Consider the following 24,105-nt stretch of genomic DNA (forward strand, 5'->3'; position numbering starts at 1 on the left):
GGCTTCCGATGCGCTTCCTCACGACCTTCCAGACCGCGGACTTCTTCGACACGCTGGTCAGCCTCACCGTCGCCTTCGTGCTCGGCATGCTGATCGGAGCCGAGCGGCAGTATCGGACTCGCGCGGCGGGTCTTCGCACCAACGTCCTCGTGGCAGTCGGCGCGGCCGCCTTCGTCGATCTGGCGATGCATCTGGCCGGCGCCGACGGTGCGGTTCGGGTGATCGCCTATGTGGTCTCCGGGATCGGCTTTCTCGGCGCCGGCGTAATCATGAAAGAGGGCATGAACGTCCGCGGCCTCAATACCGCGGCGACGCTGTGGAGTTCGGCGGCGGTCGGCTGCTGTGCCGGCGGCGACCTGGCGGCCCAGGCTGTCGCGCTGACGCTCTTCGTGATCGCTGGCAACACCCTGCTGCGGCCGCTGGTCAACGCCATCGATCGTATCCCGTTCGACGAGCGCACCTCGGAAGCGACCTATGCGGTGCGTGTCACCGCCGGGAGCGCTGAGGCCGGCCGGCTGCGGGAGCATCTCGAGAAGCGGCTGGAAAAGGCCGACTATCCGGTCGCGGAGGTCGAGGTGGAAGCAGCCGAACGCGCCGACGACAAGGTCGAGATCGTCGCTACCCTGGTATCGACCGCGGTGGAGCCGAGCGAGCTCGACGCGGTGGTCGCCGAGCTCGGCAAGGAGCCGGGCGTCGACTTCGCCACCTGGGAAACCAGCACTAAAGATTGATTCACTTTGTCGGCAATTCCGAGCGTTCCGGAACCGGATGCGACAGCGGAACCCGGAACGATGCCCCCGCGCGTCCGTTGGTCCGGCAAGCAAGGGATGAGGATCATGACGGCGAATCAGAACGACAAAGAGCGCGGCTTGAAGCGGGATCTGCTGCTGGCTGGCGTGTTGATCGCGGCGGGTGTGGTGCTGTCCGGCCTGTCGCTGACCCAGGTCGATAGCCGCACCGGGCGGTTGCATTTCGCCCAGGCGACGCCGCAGCCGCCGACCTCGACGCCCGGCGCAGAGAGCAAGCCTACTGCTCCCGACGAAACTAAGCCCACGGGCGCGCGCCCGCACGACACTCCGCCCCAGCCGGCGCGCCCAGATCAGGATGCGGTGCAGTCCGGCGCCAAGCCGGCGCTGCCGCCCGCCCCGCCGGAGAAGATCGGTGAGCCGATCCGGCCGAAGGGCGGCTGACCGCCGCCACCAAGAAACGGCCGACGATCACCTCACCGGGCTCGCATTTGCGGGCTCGGTTTTTTTTGGTGATCAGTGGTCGTCGGCGAAGGAGCCCCAAGCACAGCGCACCTCTCCCGCTTGCGGGAGAGGTCGGATCGCGTAGCGATCCGGGTGAGGGCACTCCTATCAACGAGTCGCTGAGTCAGTGTCCGCGTCGCCCTCACCCCAACCCTCTCCCGCAAGCGGGAGAGGGGGCGCGCTGCGGTCGGGGAGGGGCGCGTGTACTTATTTGAAGCTGAAATCGCCGTTGAGGCGACCTCGTTGCCTCAGCGCACCAGCACGTTCTTGAACTGCCACGGGTCGGAGGTGTCGATGTCCTCCGGGAACAGGCCGGGGCGGTCGGTGATTGGGGTCCAGTCCGTGTAGTAGCCCTTCACCGGGCCGAGATACGGCGTCTGCACTTCGAGGCAGCGGCGGAAGTCCATCTCGTCGGCTTCGACGATGCCGGCTTCCGGATTCTCCAGCGCCCACACCATCCCGGCCAGCACCGCCGACGACACCTGCATGCCGGTGGCGTTCTGATACGGGCAAATCTCGCGGGTTTCTTCGATCGAGAGCTGCGAGCCGTACCAATAGGCGTTCTTGGCGTGGCCGTAGACCAGCACGCCGAGTTCGTCGATGCCGTCGACGATTTCGTTTTCATCCAGGATGTGCCACTTCGGCTGCATCTTGCCTTCGGCGCCGAACATCTCGTGCAGCGACAGCACCGCGTCGTTGGCCGGGTGATAGGCGTAGTGGCAGGTCGGGCGATACACCACGTTCTGGCCGTCGCGCACCGTGAAGTAGTCGGCGATCGAGATCGACTCGTTGTGGGTGACGAGGAAACCGTACTGCGCGCCCGGGGTCGGGCACCAGGTGCGGACGCGGGTGTTGGCGCCCGGCTGCAGCAAATAGATCGCGGCCTGACAGCCTTCGGTGTGCTTGCGGCCGTTGTCCGGGATCCACTTCTCGTGCGTGCCCCAGCCCAGTTCGGCCGGCTGCAGGCCTTCGGACACGAAGCCTTCGACCGACCAGGTGTTGACGAACACGTTCATCGGCTTCGGCGTCTTGGCGCGCTGGGTATCACGCTCGGCGATGTGGATGCCCTTGACGCCGAGCTTCTGTGCGAGCTGGCCCCAGCCTTCGCGGCTCTTCGGTTCGTTGAATTCGGTGCCGGTGTCGCGGGCGATGTCGAGCAGCGCCTGCTTGACGAACCACGACACCATGCCGGGGTTAGCGCCGCAGGTCGACACCGCGGTGGTGCCGCCGGGGTTCTTGGCCTTGGCGGCCAGCAGCGTCTCGCGCAGCGCGTAGTTGGAGCGCTTCTCCGGGCCGGCATTCTTGTCGAAGTAAAATCCGAGCCACGGCTCGACCACGGTGTCGATGTACAGCGACCCGATCTCGCGGCACATCGTCATGATGTCGACCGAGCCGGTATCGACCGACAGGTTGACGCAGAAGCCCTGGCCGCCGCCTTCGGTCAGCAGCGGGACCAGCAGTTCGCGATAGTTGTCCTTGGTGACCGCCTGCTTGATGAAGCGGACGCCGTGCTTCTCGGCGAGTTCGCCGTCCGCGTGCGGATCGATGATCACGAACCGCTTCTTGTCGTACTCGAAGTGCCGCTCGATCAGGGGCAGCGTGCCCTTGCCGATCGAACCGAAGCCGATCATCACAATGGGGCCGGTGATCTTGGCGTGGATCTTCGAGTTAGACGACATCAGGTTTGCACTCCGGACAGGGGGACAGGATTACGCCGCTATGTGCGGCCAGGACAGTTCGGGAATGTGACGGCGAGGTGAATTTCGAATGTCACCTGCGACGGCTGTTCAGTTCGGCTCGGACACGCTGAGCACCGTCAGGGAGCGCTGCTCGCCCGACGGGGTCTCGAAGCTGATCGATTGTCCGACCGAGAGGCCGATAAGCGCGGCCCCGATCGGGGTCAATACCGAAATACGACCAGCCTCGACGTCGGCCTCGGTCGGATACACCAGCGTCACCTGCTTTTCCTTGCCGGTGGTATCGTCCCGGAAGGTGAGGGCGGAGTCCATGCAGACGATCCCCGGCAGCGGATCGCTATCGGGCGCGACACTGGCGCGGGCGACCTCGCCGGCAAGGAATTCGGCCGTCGCCGGATAACGCTGCGCGGCGGCTTCGGCGAGCTGGCCGAGCCGTTCGGCGTCGCAATTTCGGATAGTGATCGGCGGGCGTTGGGTGCGAATGGTCTGAATCATGTCTTTCACGGGTCCTTGTCACGCCGCGCGCCTCATGCGCATCGGCATTTTCGGGATAAGTAGCAGTCTGAAAAAGGGGAGAAGTCGTCGACGAGATCGTTAAGCCCGGACGGCGCACGCGCGCGCCCGGGTCACCTTCCTGCGTGAAGGCGACCGGCGCGCAGCGTCAAACGATGGCGGGGCAAGATCATCATGATCGTCGGAACGTAGGGCTCCCCGCCGGAAAGTCAACGGGGAGCCGATTATCGTATAATTAGATAGGCTTAGCTGCGGCGCTTGGCGGTGACTTCGATTTCGATCTTCATTTCCGGCTTGTACAGGCCGGCGACCGCGACGATCGTCGCCGCCGGGCGGATCTCCGACAGGTTCTCGCCACACACCGCGAACACCGCATCCGCATCCTTCGGATCGGTGATGTAGTAGGTCGCGCGTACAATGTCTTCCATCGCGAACCCCGCTTCCTTCAGCGCCGCGCCGATGGTCTTGAAGCAGTTGCGGGTCTGCGAGGTGACGTCCTCGGGCAGCGTCATGGTGGTGTAGTCGTAACCGGTGGTGCCGGACACGAAGACGAAATCACCATCGACCACGGCGCGGCTGTAGCCGGCAGTCTTTTCGAACGGCGATCCGGTGGAGATCAGACGACGCGACATCGAAACAATCCTGGAATTGAGGGGAGATCGGCAGCCAATGCCGCGTCCGGTTCTGCAAATCAAGGCCGAGACTGTCTCAGCCCTGACACATGATCGGGTTAGGCTGCGGTTGTCTCGGCATCGCGGCCCCGCCGGCGGCGCCAGGCGTCGACGGCGATCTTGAGCGCGAACACGGTGAGAACCAGCACCGTGACGCGCGGACGCTTGGCCGGATCGCGCGGCGCGAAGACGCGGTGAGACGGGCGCGGAAAACGCAAGCTACGCATCGGCCCCTCCTTACGCGGCGCGACGAAGACGCACCCGCTCGGCGCGCGCTGGCTTGGCGGCGGCGCCGGTGGCGACGATCAGGCCGGCAGCGCCGTCGAGGGCGCCATCGCGCAGTTCGAGCCCGAGCAGGCGGTCGCGTTCGAACGGGCCGGGCAGCGCCAGCGCGCCCATCTTATCGGCCGAGAAGCCGAACCGCGCGTAGTACGGCGCATCGCCGAGCAGGATCACGGCGCCATGGCCGCGCGCGGCGGCTTCCGCCAGCGCCGCACGCATCAAGGTGCCGCCGACGCCGAACTCACGGCACGACGACTGGACGGCGAGGGGGCCGAGCACGAGTGCGGCCCGGCCCCCTGCGTCGACATGCCAGAGCCGCACCGTGCCGACCAGCCGGCCTTGACGGACCGCGGAGAAGGCAAGGCCTTCCGCGGGCGCGCGTCCATCACGCAAACGCTGGCAGGTGCGCGCATGCCGGCCTTCGCCGAAGCACGCATCCAGCAGGCGCTCACGCGCGGCAATGTCGGAGCTCTTTTCCGCACGGATCGCGAACGGAACGGCTGCGACGTCCAAGGCGGTCAGGGTGGCGAGGGTGTTCGTCATGGCACGTCGATCCCCACGCTCTCCGGCGAACCGCGCCGGCAGCATGTTGTCAGCAAAAAACGCATGTGACGGGAGAGGTCGGCGAGCCGGCCTCGACTTTTCTGCTCCCTCTCCCGCTCGCGGGAGAGGGCCGGGGTGAGGGCGACACGAGTCGCTGCTTCACCCTGCTAGCCGACCCCTCCGCAAGCGGGGAGGGGAAAGCTCAGATGTGATAGGTCGCCAGCGGCGGGAAGCCGTTGAATGCCACCGCCGAGTAGGTCGACGTATAGGCGCCGGTGCCTTCGATCAGCAGCTTGTCGCCGATCTCAAGCGTCACCGGCAGCGGATACGGCAGCTTCTCGTACAGCACGTCGGCGGAGTCGCAGGTCGGGCCGGCGAGCACGCAAGGCGTCATCTCGGCGCCGTCGTGGCGCGACTTGATGGCGTAGCGGATCGACTCGTCCATGGTCTCGGCGAGGCCGCCGAACTTGCCGATGTCGAGATACACCCAGCGCGTCTCGTCCTCGTCGCTCTTCTTCGAGATCAGAACGACTTCGGTCTCGATCACGCCCGCGTTGCCGACCATGCCGCGGCCCGGCTCGATGATGGTCTCCGGGATCTGGTTGCCGAAGTGCTTACGCAGCGCCCGGAAGATCGAGCGGCCGTACTGCACCACCGGCGGGACTTCCTTCAGATACTTGGTTGGGAAGCCGCCACCCATATTGACCATCGACAGCGAGATGCCGCGCTCGGCGCAATCGCGGAACACCTGCGCGGCCATCGCCAGCGCGCGGTCCCACGCCTTCACCTTGCGCTGCTGCGAGCCGACGTGGAACGAAATGCCGTACGCCTCAAGGCCGAGACGCTTGGCGAGATCGAGCACGTCGACCGCCATCTCCGGATCGCAGCCGAACTTGCGCGACAGCGGCCACTCGGCGCCGGCGCAGTCGTACAGGATACGGCAGAACACCTTCGAGCCGGGCGCGACGCGCGCGATCTTCTCCACCTCGGCGGTGCAGTCGACCGAAAACAGGCGAATGCCGAGCTCGTAGGCGCGCGCGATGTCGCGCTCCTTCTTGATGGTGTTGCCGAACGAGATGCGGTCCGGGGTCGCTCCCGCGGCCAGTCCCATCTGGATTTCCTGCACCGAGGCGCAGTCGAAGCACGAGCCCAGCGAGGCCAGCAGCGACAGCACTTCAGGTGCCGGGTTGGCCTTGATCGCATAGAACACGCGGCTGTCCGGCAGCGCCTTGGCGAAATGCATGAAGTTGTCGCGGACCACTTCGAGGTCGACGACCAGGCACGGCTCGACGTCCAGACCCTTGGCGCGGCGGTCGCGCAGGAATTCGCGGATACGTTCGGTCATGGCACTCTCCCACGCGCCCAGCGACGGGCGCAAACCAACGATGGCGCTGGTCCGACGACTGCAGCGCCGTCGCGCGATGGAGGCGCGGCGAGCGATCAGCTCGGACAAGCAGTGCTGCCTTGGATTGGTTGGGAAGGATCCCGCCCGCTCACTGGCAATGAAGGACAAGCCTCTTCGGTATTCGCGCCGGCTGATGGAAAGCCGGCAGAGACCAAAAAAGCCCGCTCCGTCGTTGCTTTAAGTCGCGTCCCCCGTTGAGAACGAGGTGCGCCGGTTCGCCTCCGGCTGTCAGTCACGGTTGCAAGAGAGGAAGACACCTTCAACGGCATCTCTTGAGAGAGATGCTGGCCTCGCTGCGCGAACGCTTGGAGACCCTCGGCTCTTCATCCCTTGGCGGCTGTCCGGCCTCTTGTCCGGATACCTACCGACTGACACACGACCACGGGCACGTGCGAAATTGGGCAAGGCTGGAAATAGGTGTTTCGATGCCGGGTCGCAAGATTTTTTTTGTCTTAACAGGCGAATTACTCGCGCCTGTCGCTCAGCGTTGCCGATCCATCACACCGCCGAGCGCGAAGCTGAACATCCGTTCAAGTTCGTCAACAGCCACGGGGGTAAATGTGACGGAGGCGTGGCGGCGCGCGTGTGCGCGTTGCCCGAAATCAGGCGCGCTTGAAGAAAGGCTCGATGCGTTGCGCGTTGCGGACGAAGCCGATCATGATCACCACGCCAATCACGAACAAGACCGCCTGCATGATATGGGCGGCGTCGTCACCGAGACCGAACAGGATCGCCAGTGCCCACCCGCCCGCGAACGCGGCTCCGAACACCTCGGCGCCAATCAGGATGGCGGCACTGATGACGGTGATGACGCTCGGCCAGGCGATCTGGCGCGATCCGGCGGCGGTGACAGGCTTGCTCATGGTTCGAAGGTCCTTCTGGCGGGCGCAATCTAGCGAAATCGCCCGCGGCGGCAAGCGGTAGGCGATGATCTTGTAAAGTGTCAGCAGTGGGGCAACCGGTCGGCTTGCGCAATTTACCGGCAAGAGCGGGGCGTTCCGGGCGCAAAAAAGCCTTACCCAATGGTATATGTCGAAACCCGAAACGCTCCGCACGCAGGATGGATCGATGTCAGAGAGCTCCGCGCCGATTGCCGCACCCCTCACATCCGGCAATCCGCTGCTTGCCGCCTGGACCACCCCGTTCGAGACCCCGCCGTTCACCGAGATCAAGCCCGAGCACTTCATGCCGGCGTTCGAGCAGGCGTTCGCCGATCATGCAGGCGAGATCGCAGCGATCGTCAACGATCCGGCGGTCGCGGATTTCGACAACACCATCACGGCGCTTGAGCGCTCCGGTAAGCTGCTCAGCCGGGTGGCTGCGGTGTTCTACGATCTGGTGTCGGCGCATTCGAGCCCGGAGCTCTTGAAGATCGACGAGGAGGTGTCGCTGCGGATGGCACGGCACTGGAATCCGATCATGATGAACGCGGTGCTGTTCGGCCGAATCGCAGCGCTGCGCGACCAGCGCGACAGCCTCGGGCTCACCCCGGAGCAGAGCCGGCTGCTCGACCGCACCTACACTCGCTTCCACCGTGCCGGTGCCGGTCTCGACGAAGCGGCGAAGGCGAGGATGGCCGAGATCAACGAGCGGCTGGCGCAGCTTGGCACCAGCTTCAGCCACCATCTGCTCGGCGACGAGCAGGACTGGTTCATGGAGCTCGCCGAAGGCGACACCGACGGGCTGCCGGACAGCTTCGTCGCGGCGGCTCGCGCCGCGGCGAAAGAGCGCGGCCTGCCCGGCAAAGCGGTGGTGACGCTGTCGCGCTCGTCGGTCGAGCCGTTCCTGAAGATGTCGAGCCGGCGCGACCTGCGCGAGAAGGCGTATCGGGCCTTCATCGCTCGCGGCGACAACGGCAACGATAACGACAACAACACCATCATCGGCGAGATCCTCAATCTTCGCGAGGAAAGCGCTAAGCTGCTCGGCTATCCGACCTTTGCGGCCTACCGGCTGGAAGATTCGATGGCCAAGACGCCGGACGCGGTCCGTGGCCTGCTCGAGCGGGTTTGGAAGCCGGCGCGCGCCCGCGCTCTCGCCGACCGCGACGCGCTGCAGGAACTGGTCACCGAAGAGGGTGGCAATTTCAAGCTGGCGCCGTGGGACTGGCGTTACTACGCCGAGAAGCTGCGGCAGCGCCGCGCCAATTTCGACGACGCCGCGATCAAGTCGTATCTGACGCTCGACAACATGATCGCCGCGGCGTTCGACACCGCCACCCGGCTGTTCGGCGTCACTTTCGACGAACGCAAGGATGTGCCGGTGTGGCACCCGGACGTGCGGGTCTGGGAGGTGAAGGACGCCGACGGCGCCCATCGCGGGCTGTTCTACGGCGATTACTACGCCCGGCCGTCGAAGCGTTCCGGCGCCTGGATGACCTCGCTGCGCGACCAGCAGAAGCTCGACGGCGCGGTGGCGCCGCTGATCATCAATGTCTGCAATTTCGCCAAGGGCGCTGGCGGCGAGCCGTCGTTGCTGTCGCCCGACGACGCCCGCACCCTGTTCCACGAATTCGGCCACGGCCTGCACGGCATGCTGTCGGACGTGACCTATCCGTCGCTGTCCGGCACCTCGGTGTTTACCGACTTCGTCGAGCTGCCCTCACAGCTCTACGAGCACTGGCAGGAGCAGCCGCAGGTGCTGCGGCAATTCGCCCGACACTACCAGACCGGCGAGCCGCTGCCGGACGAGCTGCTGCAGCGGTTTCTCGCCGCCCGCAAATTCGGCCAGGGCTTCGCCACCGTCGAGTTCGTGTCCTCGGCGCTGCTCGATCTCGAATTCCACACCCAGCCGGCGGCGTCGATCGGCGAGGTCCGTGACTTCGAACGCCGCGAACTCGCCAAGATCGGCATGCCGGACGAAATCGCGATGCGCCACCGACCGACCCAGTTCGCCCACATCTTCTCCGGCGATCACTATGCCTCGGGTTACTACAGCTACATGTGGAGCGAGGTGATGGACGCCGACGCGTTCGGTGCGTTCGAGGAGGCCGGCGACATCTTCGCGGCCGACGTGGCCAAGCGGCTGCGCGACGACATCTACGCCTCCGGCGGCTCGCGCGACCCGGAGGAAGCCTATGTGGCGTTCCGCGGCCGCAAGCCGGAGCCCGACGCGCTCTTGCGCCGCCGCGGCCTGCTCGACACGCCGGAGGCCGCGTAGCCGCATGATCGGCCTATTGCGCCGCGCCGCCGTCCGCTCCGCGCTGGTCGCGGCGGTGCTGGCCTTGTTCGGTCTGTCCGCCGCCGAGGCGCACCCGCACGTCTGGGTGACCTCGACCAGCGAGCTGGTCTACGCGCCGGACGGCTCGTTCACCGGCGTGCGGCATTCCTGGGCGTTCGACGACATGTTCTCGACCTATGCGCTGCAGGGCGTCGAGACCAAGGAGAAGGGCGTCTACACCCGCGAGGACCTGGCGCCGCTGGCGCAGACCAATGTCGAGTCGCTGAAAGAATTCGCCTACTTCACTTTCGCCAAGGCCAACGGCAAGAAGCAGAAGTTCGGCGAGCCGGTCGACTATTATCTGTCCTGCAAGGACGGCGTGCTGACGCTGCACTTCTTCCTGCCGCTGAAGACCCCGGTGAAGAGCAGCGAGCTGTCGGTCGAAGTGTTCGATCCGAGCTACTTCATCGACTTCTCGTTCGCCGAGAAGACCCCGGTCAGTCTGGTCGGCGCGCCGGCGGGCTGCAAATTCGACTTCCAGCGCCCCAACGACGGCACCGCCACCGCGCAGCGGATGAGCGAGGACAACTTCCTCAGCGGTGCCAACTTCAACTATGGCGCGATGTTCGCCAACAAGATCACGGTGACCTGCCCATGACGTCCCATCGCCGCTTCGCGCTCGTCGCCTTGATGGTCTGCATTGCCACGCTCGCGTTCGCTGACGCTACGCTGCACGCGGCGTTTGCGCACAATCCGTTCGGTGCGCCGAAGGGCGCTGCGGAGCCGCAGGTCGGCGGCATCATCGGCTGGCTGCTGGCGCAGCAATCGGCATTCTACAAGCAGATGTCGGCGACGATCCGCGCCGCCAAGGCCGATGGCAGCGCAGTGTGGACGCTGCTCGGCATCTCGTTCGCCTATGGCGTGTTCCATGCCGCGGGTCCGGGGCACGGCAAGGCGGTGATCTCGTCCTATCTGGTCGCCAACGAGGAGACCGCCCGGCGCGGCATCGCGCTGTCGTTCATCTCGGCGTTGCTGCAGGCGCTCGTCGCGGTGCTGATCGTCGGCATTTGCGCCTGGCTGCTGAATGCCACCGCCAGCACGATGTGCGGGGCGGAGCGGGCGATCGAGATCGGCAGCTACGCTCTGATCGCGCTGTTCGGTGTGCGCTTGGTCTGGATCAAGGGTGGCGGATTTTTCCGCGCGCTGCAGGCGAATATTCACAGGCCGCAACTGGCGATGGCCGGGGTGCCGTCGGGGTTGGCCGACCATGGCCACGATCATCCGCACGACCACGATCACGGCCATACTCACGCCCGTCATGCGCACCCGGCCGGCGACCATCATCATGACCACCACCACGACCACAATCATGGTCACGGGCACAGTCACGCGCACGACCATGGCGATCACCATCATCACGCCGCCGGCGAATCCTGTGATCATTGCGGTCATTCGCACGGGCCGGAGCCGAGCGAGCTCGCCGGCCCCGGCGGCTGGCGCCGTGGGCTGGGCGCGGTGCTGACGGTCGGCGTCCGCCCGTGTTCCGGCGCGATTCTGCTGTTGGTGTTTGCGCTGGCTCAGGGGTTGTTCTGGGCCGGGATCGCCGCCACCTTCGTGATGGCGCTGGGCACCGCGATCACGGTCGCGACCATCGCGGTGGCGGCGGTGTCGGCCAAGGGGCTGGCGCGCAGGCTTGCCGCACACCGCGACGGGGGTGGCATGCTGGTGATGCGGGGGCTTGAATTTGGTGCGGCCGCCCTGGTCATGTTGCTCGGCTGCGGACTTCTCCTAGGGTATGTTGCAGCCGAACGTGTGACGTGTCTTTAACCAGCAGACCGCAAACTTCGTTTTTCAGCGGTGGTGGCAAAACCCGATGGGGTTTCGTGCGTAGATGATGTGGTCGTCACGGAACCGCGGCAGTGCGCTGCAGTCATCGAACAGCCGCCCCGTCACCGCGTCGTCTTGACAACGATAGGCCAAAGCGCGAAGCCAAGCAGCAACATGAGCGTCATTGTTCCGATCCATGGACCTGCGATCGCCCCGGCGCCCGCGCCGGAGCGCGTTGGTGTGCTGTTGGTCAACCTCGGCACCCCCGACAGCTGCGACACCAAGGGCGTGCGGATCTATCTGCGCGAGTTCCTGTCCGATCCGCGCGTCATCGAAAACCAGGGGCTGTTCTGGAAGCTGGCGCTCAACGGCATCATTCTGAACACGCGTCCGGCCCGCAAGGCGAAGGACTATCAGAAGATCTGGAACCACGAGGCGAACGAATCGCCGCTCAAGACCATCACGCGTGCGCAGGCGGAGAAGCTGACGGCGTCGCTGGGCGATCGCGGCCATCTGATCGTCGATTGGGCGATGCGGTACGGTAACCCGTCGCTGCGCGACCGCATCGAGGCGCTGGTGGCCAAGGGCTGCACCCGGCTGCTGGTGGTGCCGCTGTATCCGCAGTATTCCGCCGCGACCTCCGCGACCGTGTGCGATCAGGCGTTCCGGGTGCTGCGCGAGCTGCGCGCCCAGCCGACGCTGCGGGTGACGCCGCCGTATTATCGCGATCCGGCCTATATCGATGCGCTGGCGACCTCGATCAATGCGCATCTTGCGACGCTGTCGTTCGAGCCGGAATTGATCGTCGCTTCGTTCCACGGCATGCCGCAGGCCTATATCGACAAGGGCGATCCGTATCAGGCGCAGTGCGTGGCCACCGTCGAGGCGCTGCGTGACCGGATGGGGCTGGCCGACGACAAGCTGCTGCTGACCTTCCAGTCGCGGTTCGGCTTCGACCAGTGGCTGCAGCCCTACACCGACAAGACCATCGAGGCGCTGGCGCGCAAGGGTGTGCGCAAGATCGCGGTGGTGATGCCCGGCTTCTCGGCCGACTGCCTGGAGACTCTGGAAGAGATCGCGCAGGAGAACGCCGAGATCTTCATGGAGCACGGCGGCCAGGAATTTACCGCGATCCCCTGCCTCAACGATTCCGACGCCGGCATCCAGGTGATCCGCCAGCTCGTACTGCGCGAACTGCAGGGCTGGCTGTAATCGAAGACCGGCTGTCGTCAGCGACCGCCGGCTCCAAGCGCAAATCCGTCATCTCGAACCTGAATCGCTAAGGCCGCGACCCATCAGGGTTGCGCCGGTCCGGCGCACCCATCACCATGCCCGCACGAAAAGCGAAATCCGGCGAGGAGAGTTTGCATGTTCTATGATCTCAGCGGGTTCGATGTGGTGTCCATCGTTCTCGTCCTGCTGGTGATCCTGACGCTGTTCGCCGGCGTCAAGACGGTGCCGCAGGGCTTCGATTGGACCATCGAACGATTCGGCAAGTTCACCCGGACGCTGTCCCCCGGCCTCAATCTGATCATCCCGTATTTCGATCGTGTCGGCCGCAAGGTGAACATGATGGAGCAGGTGATCGAGATTCCGGAGCAGGAAGTCATTACCAAGGACAACGCCACCGTGACGGTGGACGGCGTCGCGTTCTATCAGGTGTTCGACGCCGCCAAGGCGAGCTACGAGGTCTCCGACCTCAATCAGGCGATCGTGGTGCTGACCATGACCAACATCCGCTCGGTCATGGGCTCGATGGACCTCGACGCCGTGCTGTCGCATCGCGACGAGATCAACGAGCGGCTGCTGCGCGTCGTCGACGCCGCGGTTTCGCCGTGGGGGCTGAAGGTCAACCGCATCGAGATCAAGGACATCGCGCCGCCGGCCGATCTGGTCGAGGCGATGGGGCGGCAGATGAAGGCCGAGCGCGTCAAGCGCGCCGACATTCTGGCCGCCGAGGGCCAGCGCCAGTCGGAAATTCTGCGCGCCGAGGGCGCCAAGCAGAGCCAGATCCTGCAGGCCGAGGGCCGGCGCGAAGCCGCGTTTCGGGACGCCGAGGCGCGCGAGCGCTCCGCCGAGGCCGAGGCGCGGGCCACTCAGATGGTCAGCGAAGCGATTGCAAAGGGCGACGTCGCGGCGCTGAACTACTTCATCGCCGACAAATACATCAAGGCGTTCGGCCAGCTCGCCGACTCGCCGAACCAGAAGGTGATCATGCTGCCGGTCGAGGCGATGAGCATGCTCGGCTCGCTCGCCGGGATCGGCGAGATCGCCAAGGCGACGTTCGGCGAAAGCGCCGCGTCCGCGCAGGCTGCCGCCCGCCGCGGCTCGGTGCCGCCGACGACGCCGGTGCCGCCGGCGCGGTGAGACGGAGGCTGCTGCCATGACCGCGATGTTCACCGCGCTCGGCGCCTGGAATTGGTTGATTTTCGGCTTCGTGCTGATGGGCCTCGAGCTGCTCGCGCCGGGCGTGTTTCTGTTCTGGCTCGGGCTCGCGGCGCTGTTGGTCGGGCTGCTGGCGCTGCTGCTCGAGCCGGGATGGCAGGTTCAGATCCTGCTGTTCGGGCTGTTTGCGGCCGCCGCGGTGCCGTTGTGGCGGCGGATGGCGCGCGGCGGCGACGCCGAGGCGCACGCCACCAACCCGTTCCTCAACCGTCGCACCGATGCATTGGTCGGTCGCGAATTCACCCTGGAGAAGCCGATCGAGGGCGGCGTCGGTACGGTTCGGATCGACGATACGGTGTGGCGCGTGTTCGGCCCCGACACCCCAGCCGGCAGCCGGGTACGAATCGTCGCGGCGGATGGGGTGAAGCTGACAGTGGCGGCGGTGTAGGCCTGCTTCCGATCCTTCAAGCGAAGCGGCGGCCAGGAAGGATGGGGCAACTACACGCGCGACAGCATCCTTCGCGGCTCGCCCTGGCGGGCGAGCGCTTCAGGATGACGACTCGGAGAAAGCACGAAGGCTTAAGCCACGCCTGCCCGCAGCAGGTCGTGCAAATGCACGATGCCGAGCGGCTTCTTGCCTTCGGCGACGAGCAACGCGGTGATCTTCGAGGAGTTCAGCAGTTCCAGCGCCTGACCGGCCAGCAGGTTCGGGCTGATCGTCTTCGGGTTGCGGGTCATCACCTCGTCGACCGTCGCGGTCATCAGGTCCGGCCGCATATTGCGGCGGAGGTCACCGTCGGTGACGATGCCGGCGATCTGACCGTTGGTGTCGATGATGCCGACGCAGCCGAAGCCCTTGGCGGACATCTCGACCAGGGCGTCCGACATCCGGGTGCCGAGCGGCTTCAGCGGAATCGCATCGCCGGTGTGCATCAGGTCGCGGGCGTATTTCAGCATGGCGCCGAGCTTGCCGCCGGGGTGCAGCACGCTGAAATCGCCCGGCGTGAAGCCGCGGCTTTCCAGCAGCGCGATCGCCAGCGCATCGCCGAGCGCCAGCATCATCAGCGACGAGGTGGTCGGCGCCAGATTGTGCGGGCAGGCCTCGCGCGCCTTCGGCAGCGTCAGCGACACGTCGGCGGCGGTGGCCAGCGTCGAGGTCGGGTCGGAGGTCATCGCCACCAGCGCGATCTTGAAGCGCTTGGCGTAGCTGATCAGATTCTTCATCTCCGGCTGCTCGCCGGACCAGGACATTGCGAGAATGATGTCGTCGGCCGTGATCATGCCGAGGTCGCCGTGGCTCGCCTCGGAGGCGTGCACGAAGAACGCCGGCGTCCCGGTCGAGGCGAAGGTGGCAGCGATCTTGCGGCCGATATGTCCGGACTTGCCGAGCCCGGTGATGATCAGGCGGCCCTTGGCGTTCTGAATCAGGTCGATCGTGGCGGCGAAGCGGGCACCGAGATCGGATTGCAGCGCAGTGGCGAGCGCGGTCACGCCGCTGGCTTCAGCCTCCAGGGTGCGCAGGGCCGAGGGGATCGCGGCGGCGGCTTGCTCGCTCATTGCGGGTATCTTGGTATGGGTTTTGGACAGTGCCATGCAGGGTCTCCGGCATGGGCCGCGAAGCGGCCGGGCCTTCTCCTAGCATGGGGCTGGCCGGGATGCGACGAGGGCCGCCGCGGCTCCGCTCCGTTCTCAACCGCTCCTTAACCATAGTTGTTTTAACTCCATTAACGATGAGGAGCGGCTCGCCGCCCCTTGGTGTCGTTCATGGTTCTGATTTTGTTGGAGTTTCGGCAGTCGTGACGTGGGCTCCAGCATCGGGCCGCCGCTCTCGCGCAGGGTTGTGCGCTGGCGCCGCATGTCTGGCGCTCGCTGCGCTCAACACAACTGGCGCGGGCGCTCAAAGTCTGACACGCGATCTGCTCAATCCGCAGCGCGGCGGTTTCGTGGCTGCACAGGACCTGCCGCTGCGGCCGACTCCCGGCACCACCATCTCGGCATCCCGGGCCCGCAACGTTTTCACGCAGCCCCAGGACGACGCCGCCAGCACGCCGCTACGCTCGACCTCGACGGCGGCGTTGCAACCCCCGCCCGGCAACGCCAATCCGGACAATGCTGGCGTCGCTTACGACGCGCTGAATCGTAAGCGTCAGAAGCCGAAATACTATCCCGGCGCGCCGCGGCCAAAATCGGTGGGCCCGGGCTCGCCGATGGTCACCCCGGCCCCGCCGCCGGCGCGGCCCTTGCCGCCGTCGCAGACCGCCGCCAAGCCGCCACTCCCGGCTGCGCTCGCCGGCCGCGTCCCCGGCCAGCCGACCCGGCGACAGCTCAAGATCGACGATGATCCGTTCGGCCCGGTGGGCGACTACGCCGGCAGTTTCCTGATCAAGGGTGCGCTCGAAGTCGGCGGCGGCTACGATACCAATCCGGCGCGCACTAACACGCCGCGCAGCTCCGGCTTCTACAAGGTGGCGCCGGAACTGATGATCACCTCGGATTGGGAGCGCCACGCGCTGGTCGCCGATCTGCGCGGCGCCTTCACCGGCTACGGGCACGACTTCAATCCGCCGGCCGGCACGGTGTCACCCGCGCCGATCAGCCTCGATCGGCCGGAATTCAACGGCCATGTCGACGGCCGGATCGACGCCAGCCGCGACACCCGGCTGATCGGGCAGGGACGGCTGATCGTCGGCACCGACAATCCGGGCAGCCCGAACATCCAGGCCGGCCTCACCAAATATCCGCTGTCCACCACCACCGGATTCTCCGGCGGCATCGATCAAAACTTCAATCGTCTGCAGGTCACCGCGGTCGGCAATTTCGACCGTACCGTGTATCAAGACTCGCAGCTGACCGACGGCACCAGCTATCCCAACAAGGACCGCAACTACAATCAATACGGCGGTGTCGGCCGGGTCAGCTACGAGCTGAAGCCGGGCTTGAAGCCGTTCGTCGAGATCGAAGGCGATACTCGCGTCCACGACGTGCCGGTCGACCGTTATCAGTATCTGCGCGGCTCGGATGGTGGGTACGTCAAGGGCGGCACCAGCTTCGAGCTGACGCGGCTGCTGACGGGTGAAATCTCGATCGGTTATGCGGCACGCAGATACGTCGATCCGCGGCTCGAGAAGCTCGGTGGCCTGCTCACTGCGGCCTCGCTGGTGTGGACGGTGACGCCGCTGACCACGGTGAAGTTCAACGCCGACACCCAGATCTCGGAATCGCCGCTGGCCGGCGTCTCCGGCGTGTTCACCCACACCTACACGGCGGAGGTCGGCCACGATTTCCGCCGCTGGCTGACGGCGATCGGCCGGTTCACTTACGCGACCTACGATTATCAGGGCTCCGGCCGTTCCGATCGGCTCAATTCGATCGAAGGCAATCTGATCTACAAGCTCAGCCGCTCGCTGTGGGTGAAGGGGCAGCTCCGCTACGACAAGCTGGATTCCAATGTCGTCGGCGGCAGCTACAACGCCACCGTAGCGATGCTCAGCGTCCGGCTGCAGAACTGAGGCGCGTGTCGTTCGACGCCGTTGCAACAGGCCGCAATCAGAAGTGATTTTGCTCCGCCGCTCCGACCGGCGAGTGTCCCGCCCCGCAGGATAGGGGCGGGGACGGGGTGAATGTCGGTTGGTCTGTTGCGCGGGATCGCAATTCCCGTGAAGGGGCTTGCATGGATCGGCCGGCAAGGGACCAGGGCGATCGCCGCCCTGGTGGTTCTCGGCCTCGCGGTGCCGCCGCTCGGCGACGCGCTCCGGCCGTTCGTCACCGAGGCGATCTTTGCGCTGTTGTGCATCTCGTTCATGCGGGTCGATGTCGCGCAAGTACGCGCCAATCTGCGCCGGCCGGCCGTCGTGCTGGCGGCGACGGCGTGGACCGCCCTGGCAGTCCCGGTGCTCGCCGGCCTCGCGTGCTTTGCCGCGAGGCTGGATGTGCGAGCGCCGGATTTGTTGCTGGCGTTGATGCTGCAGGCGGTGGCCTCGCCGATGATGGCGTCGCCGGCGCTGGCAGCGCTGATGGGGCTCGACGCGACTCTGGTGCTGATGACGCTGGTGACGAGCACGGCGCTGATTCCGTTCACGGCGCCGCTGTTCGCCTATGTGTTCGTCGGCTCGTCGATGACGCTGTCGCCGCTGGCGCTCGGTCTGAAGCTGTCGGCGATTCTCGGCGGCTCGCTGCTGGTTGCGGCGATCATCCGCAAGCTGGTCGGCGCGGAAGCCATCCATCGCCAAAAGCAGCCGATCGATGGCGCCAACATCCTCATTCTGTATGTCTTCGTCGCCGCGGTGATGGGCAATGTGGTGTCGAGCGTCATCGCGCAGCCACTGCTGATGATCGCGCTTGCGGCTTTGGCGTTCGCCGTTTTCCTCGTCCTGCTGGTCGTGACGACGCTGATGTTCAGGAAGATCGGTCCGGATCGCGCGCTGGCGCTAGGCCTGATGGTGTCGCAGCGCAATATGGGATTGATGGTGGCGGCGACCGACGGCGCGCTACCGGGCGTCACCTGGCTGTATTTCGCTTTGTCGCAATTCCCGATTTATCTGGCGCCGCAGCTTCTTGCGCCGGTCGCCCGCAAGGTCGTGGCCGGACGGGCGCGTTCGGTCGACGACGAAGAAGGAGCCGTATCCTCCGCAGGTCGCTGACTGCCAGTCGACCGGCGGCGAGTGACAATTTGTCAGCCGCGCCAGCGCGAACGGTCGGTCTTGATCCGTCTGAAGCGCACCCCGGAGCCGTCCGGCAGCCGGGTGGCGATATAGCCGGCGGCCAGGCAAGCTTCGCGCTGCGGCATGTGCTCGTCCGGTGCGTAGGTCGAATCCCACCAGGCGGCACGGTGCGACGCGCGCGGCAGATCGAAGCCGAGCATCTCCTCGATTTCATCCATACGCAGCACGAGCTCCGGCGCGGTTTGCTGTGCAAGGTAGTCGCGTAACGGGTCGAAGTTCTTCATCGGCGGCGTCAACGTTGGTCGGAGGAGTGGAAGCGGTCGGACAGGTCGGTGCTTGCGGAGTACGTTCGCCGGGCGAAACATACAGCCTGGGGTGAAAGCGCGCGTTAACCCCACGTTACGTCAATAACGCAACTTAAGCGCTCTGCAAGACATTGCGTGGAACCTGCCGCAATGGACACGCACGGTCTGCTCGACACCCTTCGAAGAGAAATCCATCGCCGCCGACGCATGTCGGCGCGGTTGATGGTGGTGTTCTCGATGATCACCGTGCTTGGGTTTTCCGCGGTCTGTGGCAGCGTGCTGATCGATATGCGGCGCGGCGCCGAGGATCTGGCGCGGCAGACGCTGGAGAATTTGGCGGCCTCGATCGATGCCGACATCGACCGCAATCTCGAACTGTACGATTCCGCGCTGCGGACGGTCGCCGGCAAACTGCTGCTGCCCGAACTGAGCGCGGTCGATCCGACGATCGCTCGGCTGATCCTGTTCGATCATTCGGTCGCAGCCCCGCAATTCGGTGCGATTCGGATCTACGATCAGCACGGCAATCTGATGCGCGACTCGGCGGTGCCGAATCCAGCCGCAGAGAACCGAGCCGATCAGCCTTTCTTCACGGCACAACATGACGACCCGAATCTCGGGCTGTTCATCGGCAAACCGCAGCAGCTCGATGGTGCTTATTCCTTGATCGTCAGCCGCCGGGTGACCGGCCAGGACGGCCAATTCCTCGGCGTCGTCGCCGGCTCGATCAAGTTCGATTATTTCCAGGATCTGTTCAAACGGCTGCGGCTGCAGCCGAATGACATGATCGCTGTCCTGGCCCACGACGGCACGCTGATCACGCGTGCGCCGCTGACGCCGGAGCTGATCGGCAAGAACATGATGTTCACGCCCGGCGTTCAGAAGATGTTCGGCCGCCGCAGCGGATGGTTCGCCGGCGCCGGAACGCTGGATGGCGTGAAGCGGATGTTCGTTTGGAGCGACAGCACCAGACCTCTCGTGGTGCTGGTGGCGAAGTCGTGGGACGACATCTATGCGATGTGGCGCCGCGAAGCGATTTGGATCGGCATCGCGCTTTTGGTACTCGCCACCTTCGTCGCCGCCGTGACGGTGTTTTTCATTCATGAGATCGATCGGCGCGCCGAGGCCGAACGGCGGCTCGAGGAACTCGCGACCACCGATCCGCTGACCGGGCTGACCAATCGCCGCAAGTTCGACGCGGCGATCGATGCCGAATGGCGCAGAGCCGCTCGTCAGAACAGCTCGATCGCGCTTCTGATGATCGACGCCGACCACTTCAAGGCCTTCAACGACAGCTTCGGCCATCAGGCCGGAGATCAGATGCTGGTCGGCATCGCCGTCTGCATCGCCGACACCGTGCAGCGCGCCAGCGACTGTGCGGCGCGGTTCGGAGGCGAAGAATTCGCGGTGTTGTTGCCCGGGCTCAGCGTGCAGGCTGCCGTGTCGGTCGCCGAAACTATCCGGCGCAAGGTCGAGCAATGGTCGAACCTCGAAGGGGGCGTCACCGTCTCGATCGGTGTCGCCAGCACCAAGCCAACCGCTTCGCAGCATTGGCAAGACCTGGTCGAAGTCGCCGATCGCGCGCTGTATGGCGCCAAGGAGCTCGGCCGCAACCGTTGCGTCGTCGGTGGCCGCAGCGAGATCACGCTGGTGGCGTGACCGCAGCCGCGGCCGGATCGCGACGATTTACTTGTCGAGTCTTACTTGTCGAGGTAGCGCTTCATGTCGTCGATCAGCCCGGCGCGCAGATCGGCGCGCTGCATCGCGAACGCGATGTTGGCGCGCAGGAAGCCGGCCTTCGAGCCGCAATCGTGGCGCTCGCCCTCGAATTCGACGCCGTAGAATTTCTGCGTCTTCGACAGTCCGATCATCGCGTCGGTGAGCTGGATTTCGCCGCCCGCGCCGCGCTCCTGCGTCGCCAGGATCTTGAAGATCTCCGGCTGCAGGATGTAGCGGCCGGTAATCGACAGGTTCGACGGTGCCGTGCCCGGCGCCGGCTTCTCGACCATGCCGTCGACCTCGAACACCTTGCCGGTCCGCTTGCCGACGCCGCAGATGCCGTACTGATGGGTGCGGTCGGCCGGCACTTCCTCGACCGCGATGACGTTGGCCTTGTCGCCGAGCTTCTCGGCGGCCTGGATCATCTGCTTCAGGCAGCCCGGGGTGTTGAGCACCAGTTCGTCCGGCAGCACCACCGCGAACGGCTCGTTGCCGACGATGTCACGGGCGCACCAGACCGCGTGGCCGAGGCCGTGCGGCGCCTGCTGGCGCGTAAAGCTCATCGCGCCGGCCTCCGGCTGATCGCGCGCCAGAATCTCGATCTCGGCGGTCTTGTTGCGGCCCTTCAGGGTCATGTCGAGCTCGAACTGACGGTCGAAGTGATCCTCGATCATGCCCTTGTTGCGTCCGGTGACGAACACGAAGTGTTCGATGCCGGCTTCCCGCGCTTCGTCGACGACGTACTGGATCAGCGGCTTGTCGACGATGGTCAGCATCTCCTTCGGCATCGCCTTGGTGGCGGGGAGAACGCGGGTGCCGAGGCCGGCGACCGGGAAGACGGCTTTGCGGATTTTCATGGTCGGGAGATCTTTCGAGAGGGTACGGGAGGCGACATCGGACGGTCTTGCAACCTGCAACCAAGGCGGATGTGTGGAGTTCCGAAATCCGGCGCGAAGCCTCGATCGGGACAGATTGTCACATCAGAACGACGGCGTCCCCGGTACGAAAGCATCGAATGCCGCCCAGAATTGCTGGCGGTAGCGATCCTGCTCCTGCAGGATTTCGTGGCGGGCGCCGGGGATCACCAGATGCGAGCCGGTCCGCAAATGATAAGCGAACTCTTCGATCGCCGGCGTCGACACCACGCTGTCCATGCCGGCCGCGACCATCAGGATCGGCTGCCGGATCTGCGACGGGTAGTGCGTCGCCTTGAAGGCGTGCATGGCGCGGAGCGCGGTATCGGCCCAGGCGACGGTCGGCGAGGCGAGGCCGAGGGTCGGGTCCTCGGCGACGATCGCGGCATTGCGGGCATAGCGCAGCGGGTCCGAGGTGAGCTTGTTGCCGGCGAACGGCTCTGTGTTGGCGAGCACGTCATTGCCGCCGGGCACGTAGCGACCGCCCTGGCCCGCCAGCCGCATCGTCAGCAGCAGCAGCCTGATCGGCAGCGCGGTGGTGTTGCCGGCCAGATCGATCATCGGCGCCGACAACACCATTCGGTCGAACCAGCGTTTGCCGGAGCGGGCGATGCGCAGCATCACCGCGCCGCCCATCGAATGCGCCAGCGCGAAGTGCGGTGGTGGGCAGTCCGGCAGCACGACCTCGCGGACGAAGGTTTCGACGTCGATTTCGAAGTCGGCGAAGTTGCGCACGTAGCCCTTGCGATAATCGCGTAGCCGGCGCTCCGAATGTCCCTGGCCGCGCCAGTCGAGCGCCGCGACCGCAAAGCCGCGGTCGCGCAGGTCGCGCACCGTTTCGAAGTACTTCTCGATCTGCTCGGTGCGCCCGGTGAACACGCACACGGTGCCCTTGCGGTGCCCCGTCGGCTCCCATCGTGCGAAGCGGAGCTGCACGCCGTCGGGCGTCTTGATGAAACCGGAGACGGCGTCTTCGGGCACCGGATTGGCAGGAGTCGAGACGAGCGTCATGAATCGGGTCCGGGTGAGCGCAAATGCCTGGAAATCTGAACGAAGTCGGCGGGCGCGAACGGCCTCGGGACCCCTCTTGAACCCCGAAACACCCCTCCCATATCATCTCCGTGCAGGCCACACCAAGGGGTCAGGAACTGACTTCTCCGGCTGCACGGACAAGGCCCGGCCCGATGGCGGGCGGGTCATCCCATAGTCGCTTCTAGGAGGACTTTGACCATGCGTAGCTTCGATCTCACCCCGTTCTATCGTTCGACCATCGGTTTCGACCGCCTGTTCAATCTGCTCGACCAGACCGCTGCGGATGCGGCGGCGCCCGGCTATCCGCCCTACAATATCGAGCGGACCGGCGAGAATGCGTATCGCATCACCGTTGCGGTCGCGGGTTTCTCTCCGTCCGAGCTTTCGATCGTCAGCAAGGAGAACACGCTGACCATCAAGGGCGAGAAGGGCGGTGAAGAGGCCGGCAAGGCCGAAGTGCTGTATCGCGGTATCGCCGCGCGCGCCTTCGAGCGGGCGTTCCAGCTCGCCGACTACGTCACGGTGAAGAACGCCAGCCTCGAAAACGGTCTGCTGCACGTCGATCTCGTGCGCGAGATTCCCGAGGCGAAAAAGCCGCGCAGCATTCCGATCAGCATCAATGCGCAGGCCGGCCCGCAAGTGGTCACCGACAACAGCGAGAAGGCGGCCGCGTAACGCGCCGCCGGCTTGCGAACTTTCTTTCGCTGCATAGACCCCTAGCCAAGCAGGCGCCCCGGGCAACCGGGGCGCTTTGCTTTCGGAGCCGTCGCGGTCCGTCGCGAAGGGCACAGGTCGTCTGAAAAGCCGACCGAGCGGCTACTCCAGCCCCTGCACCGGCGGCATTGCTTCGGTCGGGCGGATCGTCGCCGAGGAGGAGGGCTTGGCTCGCACCGGCGAGGGGCCTGCGGCCGATGGCACGGCGCTGGCCGGGCTCTGCACCGCTGCGGTGTCCTGTTTGGTGTCCTTGCCGGCGTCCTGCCTGGCCTGATCGAGCATCGGCTTGGAGCCGTCCTTGGCGGCGGCGTCGCCTGCGGCCTTAGCGGCTTTGTCGCCGGCCGGATGCTGAGGCGCCGGCCGCGGGATCGGTGTGGCAGCATTGCGGTTGGCGACGCGGGCGACCGGCTTCGGCGGCCGCGGCGGATTGGTCTCGACGAACCGGGGCAGTCCCTGGATCCGGCCGTAGCTGGCGACCGTCACCTCTTCCATGCGGTCGCCCATCTGCCAGGCCGGCATGAAGCGGACCAGACGGCCGGTGCGGGCGTCGATCACCAGGCGACCATCGTCACCGTCCGGATTGATCGCCGCCATGGTGTAGACCGCGCCGCGCTGGCGCGGATAGCCGAGCGGGGCGAAGCCTTCGGCGCGCGCCGCCCGGGTGACCGCGTCTGGTGACAGCACGTCGAGCCCCTCGGCCGGCAGCGCCATGCGGCGCACCTCCCGCCGCGGCGGCGGAGGCGGCATCGCCGCATAAGAGCCCTGAATGTCGGACACTCTGGAAACGGGCGGCCGTGCGTCGCCGCCGGCCGGCAGCGGGTCGGCCATCGCCGTGGTTGCGGCGGTCGCGGCGAGACCGGCCGACATCACCCACCCTTTGAACTTCATTGCTCGATGCTCCCTGCAGCGCCCCGCCCCGTTCTGGCGCGGGCGGGAGCCTCGCGGGTGAATTTGACCCGGAGTTGGCTCAAACGGGGCGGGTTTGGCGTGAATCCGTGGCGCGTGCGGCGGCATTGGGCGGTCGATAT

The 24,105-nt window shown here is 65.8% G+C and carries 24 protein-coding genes; 12 read left to right on the forward strand and 12 right to left on the reverse strand.

The genetic code is table 11. The features are described 5' to 3' along the window. Positions 1-8 precede the first annotated feature (8 nt). Positions 9-731 carry an MgtC/SapB family protein gene (locus DNX69_RS19640; protein ID WP_110787566.1) on the forward strand — a complete coding sequence of 241 codons (723 nt, stop codon included), beginning with the start codon at positions 9-11 and terminating at the stop codon, positions 729-731. 105 nt (positions 732-836) lie between these two features. Next, positions 837-1,190: a hypothetical protein gene (locus DNX69_RS19645; protein ID WP_234827011.1), complete on the forward strand. Its 354-nt coding sequence runs from the start codon at positions 837-839 to the stop codon at positions 1,188-1,190. 308 nt (positions 1,191-1,498) lie between these two features. On the opposite strand, the gene DNX69_RS19655 is transcribed toward DNX69_RS19645, so the two are convergent. The 7 genes from DNX69_RS19655 to DNX69_RS19685 all read right to left on the reverse strand — a co-directional run bounded on the left by DNX69_RS19655 (position 1,499) and on the right by DNX69_RS19685 (position 7,224). Next, complete coding sequence (locus DNX69_RS19655; RefSeq protein WP_110787568.1) at positions 1,499-2,929, reverse strand: homospermidine synthase; 1,431 nt, start codon at positions 2,927-2,929, stop codon at positions 1,499-1,501. A 108-nt stretch (positions 2,930-3,037) separates the two neighbouring features. Next, complete coding sequence (rnk, locus tag DNX69_RS19660) at positions 3,038-3,442, reverse strand: nucleoside diphosphate kinase regulator (RefSeq protein ID WP_110787569.1); 405 nt, start codon at positions 3,440-3,442, stop codon at positions 3,038-3,040. A 263-nt stretch (positions 3,443-3,705) separates the two neighbouring features. After that, positions 3,706-4,092, reverse strand: coding sequence for a RidA family protein (locus DNX69_RS19665; protein ID WP_013500818.1), 387 nt, complete (start codon positions 4,090-4,092; stop codon positions 3,706-3,708). Between the two features lie 98 nt (positions 4,093-4,190). Further along, positions 4,191-4,358 (reverse strand): hypothetical protein, encoded by a 168-nt coding sequence (locus DNX69_RS26365; RefSeq protein ID WP_165825252.1) that lies wholly within the window; start codon positions 4,356-4,358, stop codon positions 4,191-4,193. Positions 4,359-4,368: 10 nt separating this feature from the next. Further along, positions 4,369-4,956, reverse strand: a complete 588-nt coding sequence (locus DNX69_RS19670; RefSeq protein ID WP_110787570.1) for a GNAT family N-acetyltransferase — start codon at positions 4,954-4,956, stop codon at positions 4,369-4,371. Between the two features lie 202 nt (positions 4,957-5,158). Continuing rightward, entirely contained in the window at positions 5,159-6,301 is a 1,143-nt protein-coding gene (locus DNX69_RS19675; RefSeq protein WP_110787571.1) for a type III PLP-dependent enzyme, read from the reverse strand. Between the two features lie 662 nt (positions 6,302-6,963). Next, the gene (locus tag DNX69_RS19685) at positions 6,964-7,224 is read right to left on the reverse strand and encodes a hypothetical protein (RefSeq protein ID WP_110787572.1); all 261 of its coding nucleotides are present in this window, start codon (positions 7,222-7,224) and stop codon (positions 6,964-6,966) included. 205 nt (positions 7,225-7,429) lie between these two features. Between DNX69_RS19685 and DNX69_RS19690 the strand changes: the two genes are divergently transcribed. The 6 genes from DNX69_RS19690 (at position 7,430) to DNX69_RS19715 (ending at position 14,180) form a co-directional block, all read left to right on the forward strand. After that, complete coding sequence (locus tag DNX69_RS19690; protein WP_110787729.1) at positions 7,430-9,520, forward strand: M3 family metallopeptidase; 2,091 nt, start codon at positions 7,430-7,432, stop codon at positions 9,518-9,520. A gap of 4 nt (positions 9,521-9,524) precedes the next feature. Continuing rightward, positions 9,525-10,178, forward strand: coding sequence for a DUF1007 family protein (locus DNX69_RS19695; protein WP_110787573.1), 654 nt, complete (start codon positions 9,525-9,527; stop codon positions 10,176-10,178). After that, entirely contained in the window at positions 10,175-11,347 is a 1,173-nt protein-coding gene (locus DNX69_RS19700; RefSeq protein WP_110787574.1) for a nickel/cobalt transporter, read from the forward strand. The genes DNX69_RS19695 and DNX69_RS19700 overlap by 4 nt, the downstream gene beginning before the upstream one ends. Before the next feature lie 174 nt (positions 11,348-11,521). Further along, on the forward strand, positions 11,522-12,559 hold the full coding sequence (gene hemH / locus DNX69_RS19705) for a ferrochelatase (RefSeq protein WP_110787575.1): 1,038 nt from the start codon (positions 11,522-11,524) through the stop codon (positions 12,557-12,559). 156 nt (positions 12,560-12,715) lie between these two features. Beyond that, complete coding sequence (locus DNX69_RS19710; RefSeq protein ID WP_110787576.1) at positions 12,716-13,714, forward strand: SPFH domain-containing protein; 999 nt, start codon at positions 12,716-12,718, stop codon at positions 13,712-13,714. Positions 13,715-13,730: 16 nt separating this feature from the next. After that, positions 13,731-14,180, forward strand: coding sequence for an NfeD family protein (locus tag DNX69_RS19715; protein ID WP_110787577.1), 450 nt, complete (start codon positions 13,731-13,733; stop codon positions 14,178-14,180). A 131-nt stretch (positions 14,181-14,311) separates the two neighbouring features. Here DNX69_RS19715 and DNX69_RS19720 read toward each other — a convergent pair whose 3' ends face one another. Further along, positions 14,312-15,325: a KpsF/GutQ family sugar-phosphate isomerase gene (locus tag DNX69_RS19720; protein ID WP_110787578.1), complete on the reverse strand. Its 1,014-nt coding sequence runs from the start codon at positions 15,323-15,325 to the stop codon at positions 14,312-14,314. A 203-nt stretch (positions 15,326-15,528) separates the two neighbouring features. Between DNX69_RS19720 and DNX69_RS19725 the strand changes: the two genes are divergently transcribed. Together DNX69_RS19725 and DNX69_RS19730 are read left to right on the forward strand one after the other, a co-directional pair. Continuing rightward, positions 15,529-17,241 (forward strand): outer membrane beta-barrel protein, encoded by a 1,713-nt coding sequence (locus tag DNX69_RS19725; protein WP_110787579.1) that lies wholly within the window; start codon positions 15,529-15,531, stop codon positions 17,239-17,241. Positions 17,242-17,352: 111 nt separating this feature from the next. After that, positions 17,353-18,372, forward strand: coding sequence for a Na+-dependent transporter (locus tag DNX69_RS19730; protein ID WP_110787580.1), 1,020 nt, complete (start codon positions 17,353-17,355; stop codon positions 18,370-18,372). Between the two features lie 32 nt (positions 18,373-18,404). Here DNX69_RS19730 and DNX69_RS19735 read toward each other — a convergent pair whose 3' ends face one another. Beyond that, positions 18,405-18,677 carry a DUF7662 domain-containing protein gene (locus DNX69_RS19735; protein ID WP_110787581.1) on the reverse strand — a complete coding sequence of 91 codons (273 nt, stop codon included), beginning with the start codon at positions 18,675-18,677 and terminating at the stop codon, positions 18,405-18,407. A gap of 171 nt (positions 18,678-18,848) precedes the next feature. Between DNX69_RS19735 and DNX69_RS19740 the strand changes: the two genes are divergently transcribed. Continuing rightward, a complete protein-coding gene (locus tag DNX69_RS19740; RefSeq protein WP_110787582.1) occupies positions 18,849-20,357 on the forward strand; it encodes a sensor domain-containing diguanylate cyclase in 1,509 nt (502 codons plus the stop codon). A gap of 41 nt (positions 20,358-20,398) precedes the next feature. Here the strand turns inward: DNX69_RS19740 and galU are convergent, their stop codons facing one another. Both galU and DNX69_RS19750 read right to left on the reverse strand, forming a co-directional pair. Then, complete coding sequence (gene galU, locus DNX69_RS19745; RefSeq protein ID WP_110787583.1) at positions 20,399-21,274, reverse strand: UTP--glucose-1-phosphate uridylyltransferase GalU; 876 nt, start codon at positions 21,272-21,274, stop codon at positions 20,399-20,401. A 123-nt stretch (positions 21,275-21,397) separates the two neighbouring features. Next, positions 21,398-22,342, reverse strand: coding sequence for an alpha/beta hydrolase (locus DNX69_RS19750; protein WP_110787584.1), 945 nt, complete (start codon positions 22,340-22,342; stop codon positions 21,398-21,400). A gap of 219 nt (positions 22,343-22,561) precedes the next feature. Between DNX69_RS19750 and DNX69_RS19755 the strand changes: the two genes are divergently transcribed. Then, positions 22,562-23,038, forward strand: a complete 477-nt coding sequence (locus tag DNX69_RS19755; protein WP_110787585.1) for an Hsp20 family protein — start codon at positions 22,562-22,564, stop codon at positions 23,036-23,038. A gap of 141 nt (positions 23,039-23,179) precedes the next feature. Here DNX69_RS19755 and DNX69_RS19760 read toward each other — a convergent pair whose 3' ends face one another. Then, positions 23,180-23,965, reverse strand: coding sequence for a hypothetical protein (locus DNX69_RS19760; RefSeq protein WP_110787586.1), 786 nt, complete (start codon positions 23,963-23,965; stop codon positions 23,180-23,182). Positions 23,966-24,105 lie beyond the last annotated feature (140 nt).

Origin of the sequence: Rhodopseudomonas palustris (assembly GCF_003226555.1) — a bacterium.
GTDB lineage: Bacteria > Pseudomonadota > Alphaproteobacteria > Rhizobiales > Xanthobacteraceae > Rhodopseudomonas > Rhodopseudomonas palustris_I.

Coding starts and splice junctions, on each gene's coding strand:
- DNX69_RS19760 (WP_110787586.1), bottom strand. CDS start 23,965: ATGAAGTTCAAAGGGTGGGTGATGTCGGCCGGTCTCGCCGCGACCGCC.
- DNX69_RS19665 (WP_013500818.1), bottom strand. CDS start 4,092: ATGTCGCGTCGTCTGATCTCCACCGGATCGCCGTTCGAAAAGACTGCC.
- DNX69_RS19640 (WP_110787566.1), top strand. CDS start 9: ATGCGCTTCCTCACGACCTTCCAGACCGCGGACTTCTTCGACACGCTG.
- DNX69_RS19685 (WP_110787572.1), bottom strand. CDS start 7,224: ATGAGCAAGCCTGTCACCGCCGCCGGATCGCGCCAGATCGCCTGGCCG.
- DNX69_RS19715 (WP_110787577.1), top strand. CDS start 13,731: ATGACCGCGATGTTCACCGCGCTCGGCGCCTGGAATTGGTTGATTTTC.
- DNX69_RS19695 (WP_110787573.1), top strand. CDS start 9,525: ATGATCGGCCTATTGCGCCGCGCCGCCGTCCGCTCCGCGCTGGTCGCG.
- DNX69_RS19700 (WP_110787574.1), top strand. CDS start 10,175: ATGACGTCCCATCGCCGCTTCGCGCTCGTCGCCTTGATGGTCTGCATT.
- galU (WP_110787583.1), bottom strand. CDS start 21,274: ATGAAAATCCGCAAAGCCGTCTTCCCGGTCGCCGGCCTCGGCACCCGC.
- DNX69_RS19675 (WP_110787571.1), bottom strand. CDS start 6,301: ATGACCGAACGTATCCGCGAATTCCTGCGCGACCGCCGCGCCAAGGGT.
- rnk (WP_110787569.1), bottom strand. CDS start 3,442: ATGATTCAGACCATTCGCACCCAACGCCCGCCGATCACTATCCGAAAT.
- DNX69_RS19735 (WP_110787581.1), bottom strand. CDS start 18,677: ATGAAGAACTTCGACCCGTTACGCGACTACCTTGCACAGCAAACCGCG.
- DNX69_RS19645 (WP_234827011.1), top strand. CDS start 837: ATGACGGCGAATCAGAACGACAAAGAGCGCGGCTTGAAGCGGGATCTG.
- DNX69_RS19690 (WP_110787729.1), top strand. CDS start 7,430: ATGTCAGAGAGCTCCGCGCCGATTGCCGCACCCCTCACATCCGGCAAT.
- DNX69_RS19710 (WP_110787576.1), top strand. CDS start 12,716: ATGTTCTATGATCTCAGCGGGTTCGATGTGGTGTCCATCGTTCTCGTC.
- DNX69_RS19755 (WP_110787585.1), top strand. CDS start 22,562: ATGCGTAGCTTCGATCTCACCCCGTTCTATCGTTCGACCATCGGTTTC.
- hemH (WP_110787575.1), top strand. CDS start 11,522: ATGAGCGTCATTGTTCCGATCCATGGACCTGCGATCGCCCCGGCGCCC.
- DNX69_RS19720 (WP_110787578.1), bottom strand. CDS start 15,325: ATGGCACTGTCCAAAACCCATACCAAGATACCCGCAATGAGCGAGCAA.
- DNX69_RS19750 (WP_110787584.1), bottom strand. CDS start 22,342: ATGACGCTCGTCTCGACTCCTGCCAATCCGGTGCCCGAAGACGCCGTC.
- DNX69_RS19740 (WP_110787582.1), top strand. CDS start 18,849: ATGGACACGCACGGTCTGCTCGACACCCTTCGAAGAGAAATCCATCGC.
- DNX69_RS19670 (WP_110787570.1), bottom strand. CDS start 4,956: ATGACGAACACCCTCGCCACCCTGACCGCCTTGGACGTCGCAGCCGTT.
- DNX69_RS26365 (WP_165825252.1), bottom strand. CDS start 4,358: ATGCGTAGCTTGCGTTTTCCGCGCCCGTCTCACCGCGTCTTCGCGCCG.
- DNX69_RS19655 (WP_110787568.1), bottom strand. CDS start 2,929: ATGTCGTCTAACTCGAAGATCCACGCCAAGATCACCGGCCCCATTGTG.
- DNX69_RS19730 (WP_110787580.1), top strand. CDS start 17,353: ATGTCGGTTGGTCTGTTGCGCGGGATCGCAATTCCCGTGAAGGGGCTT.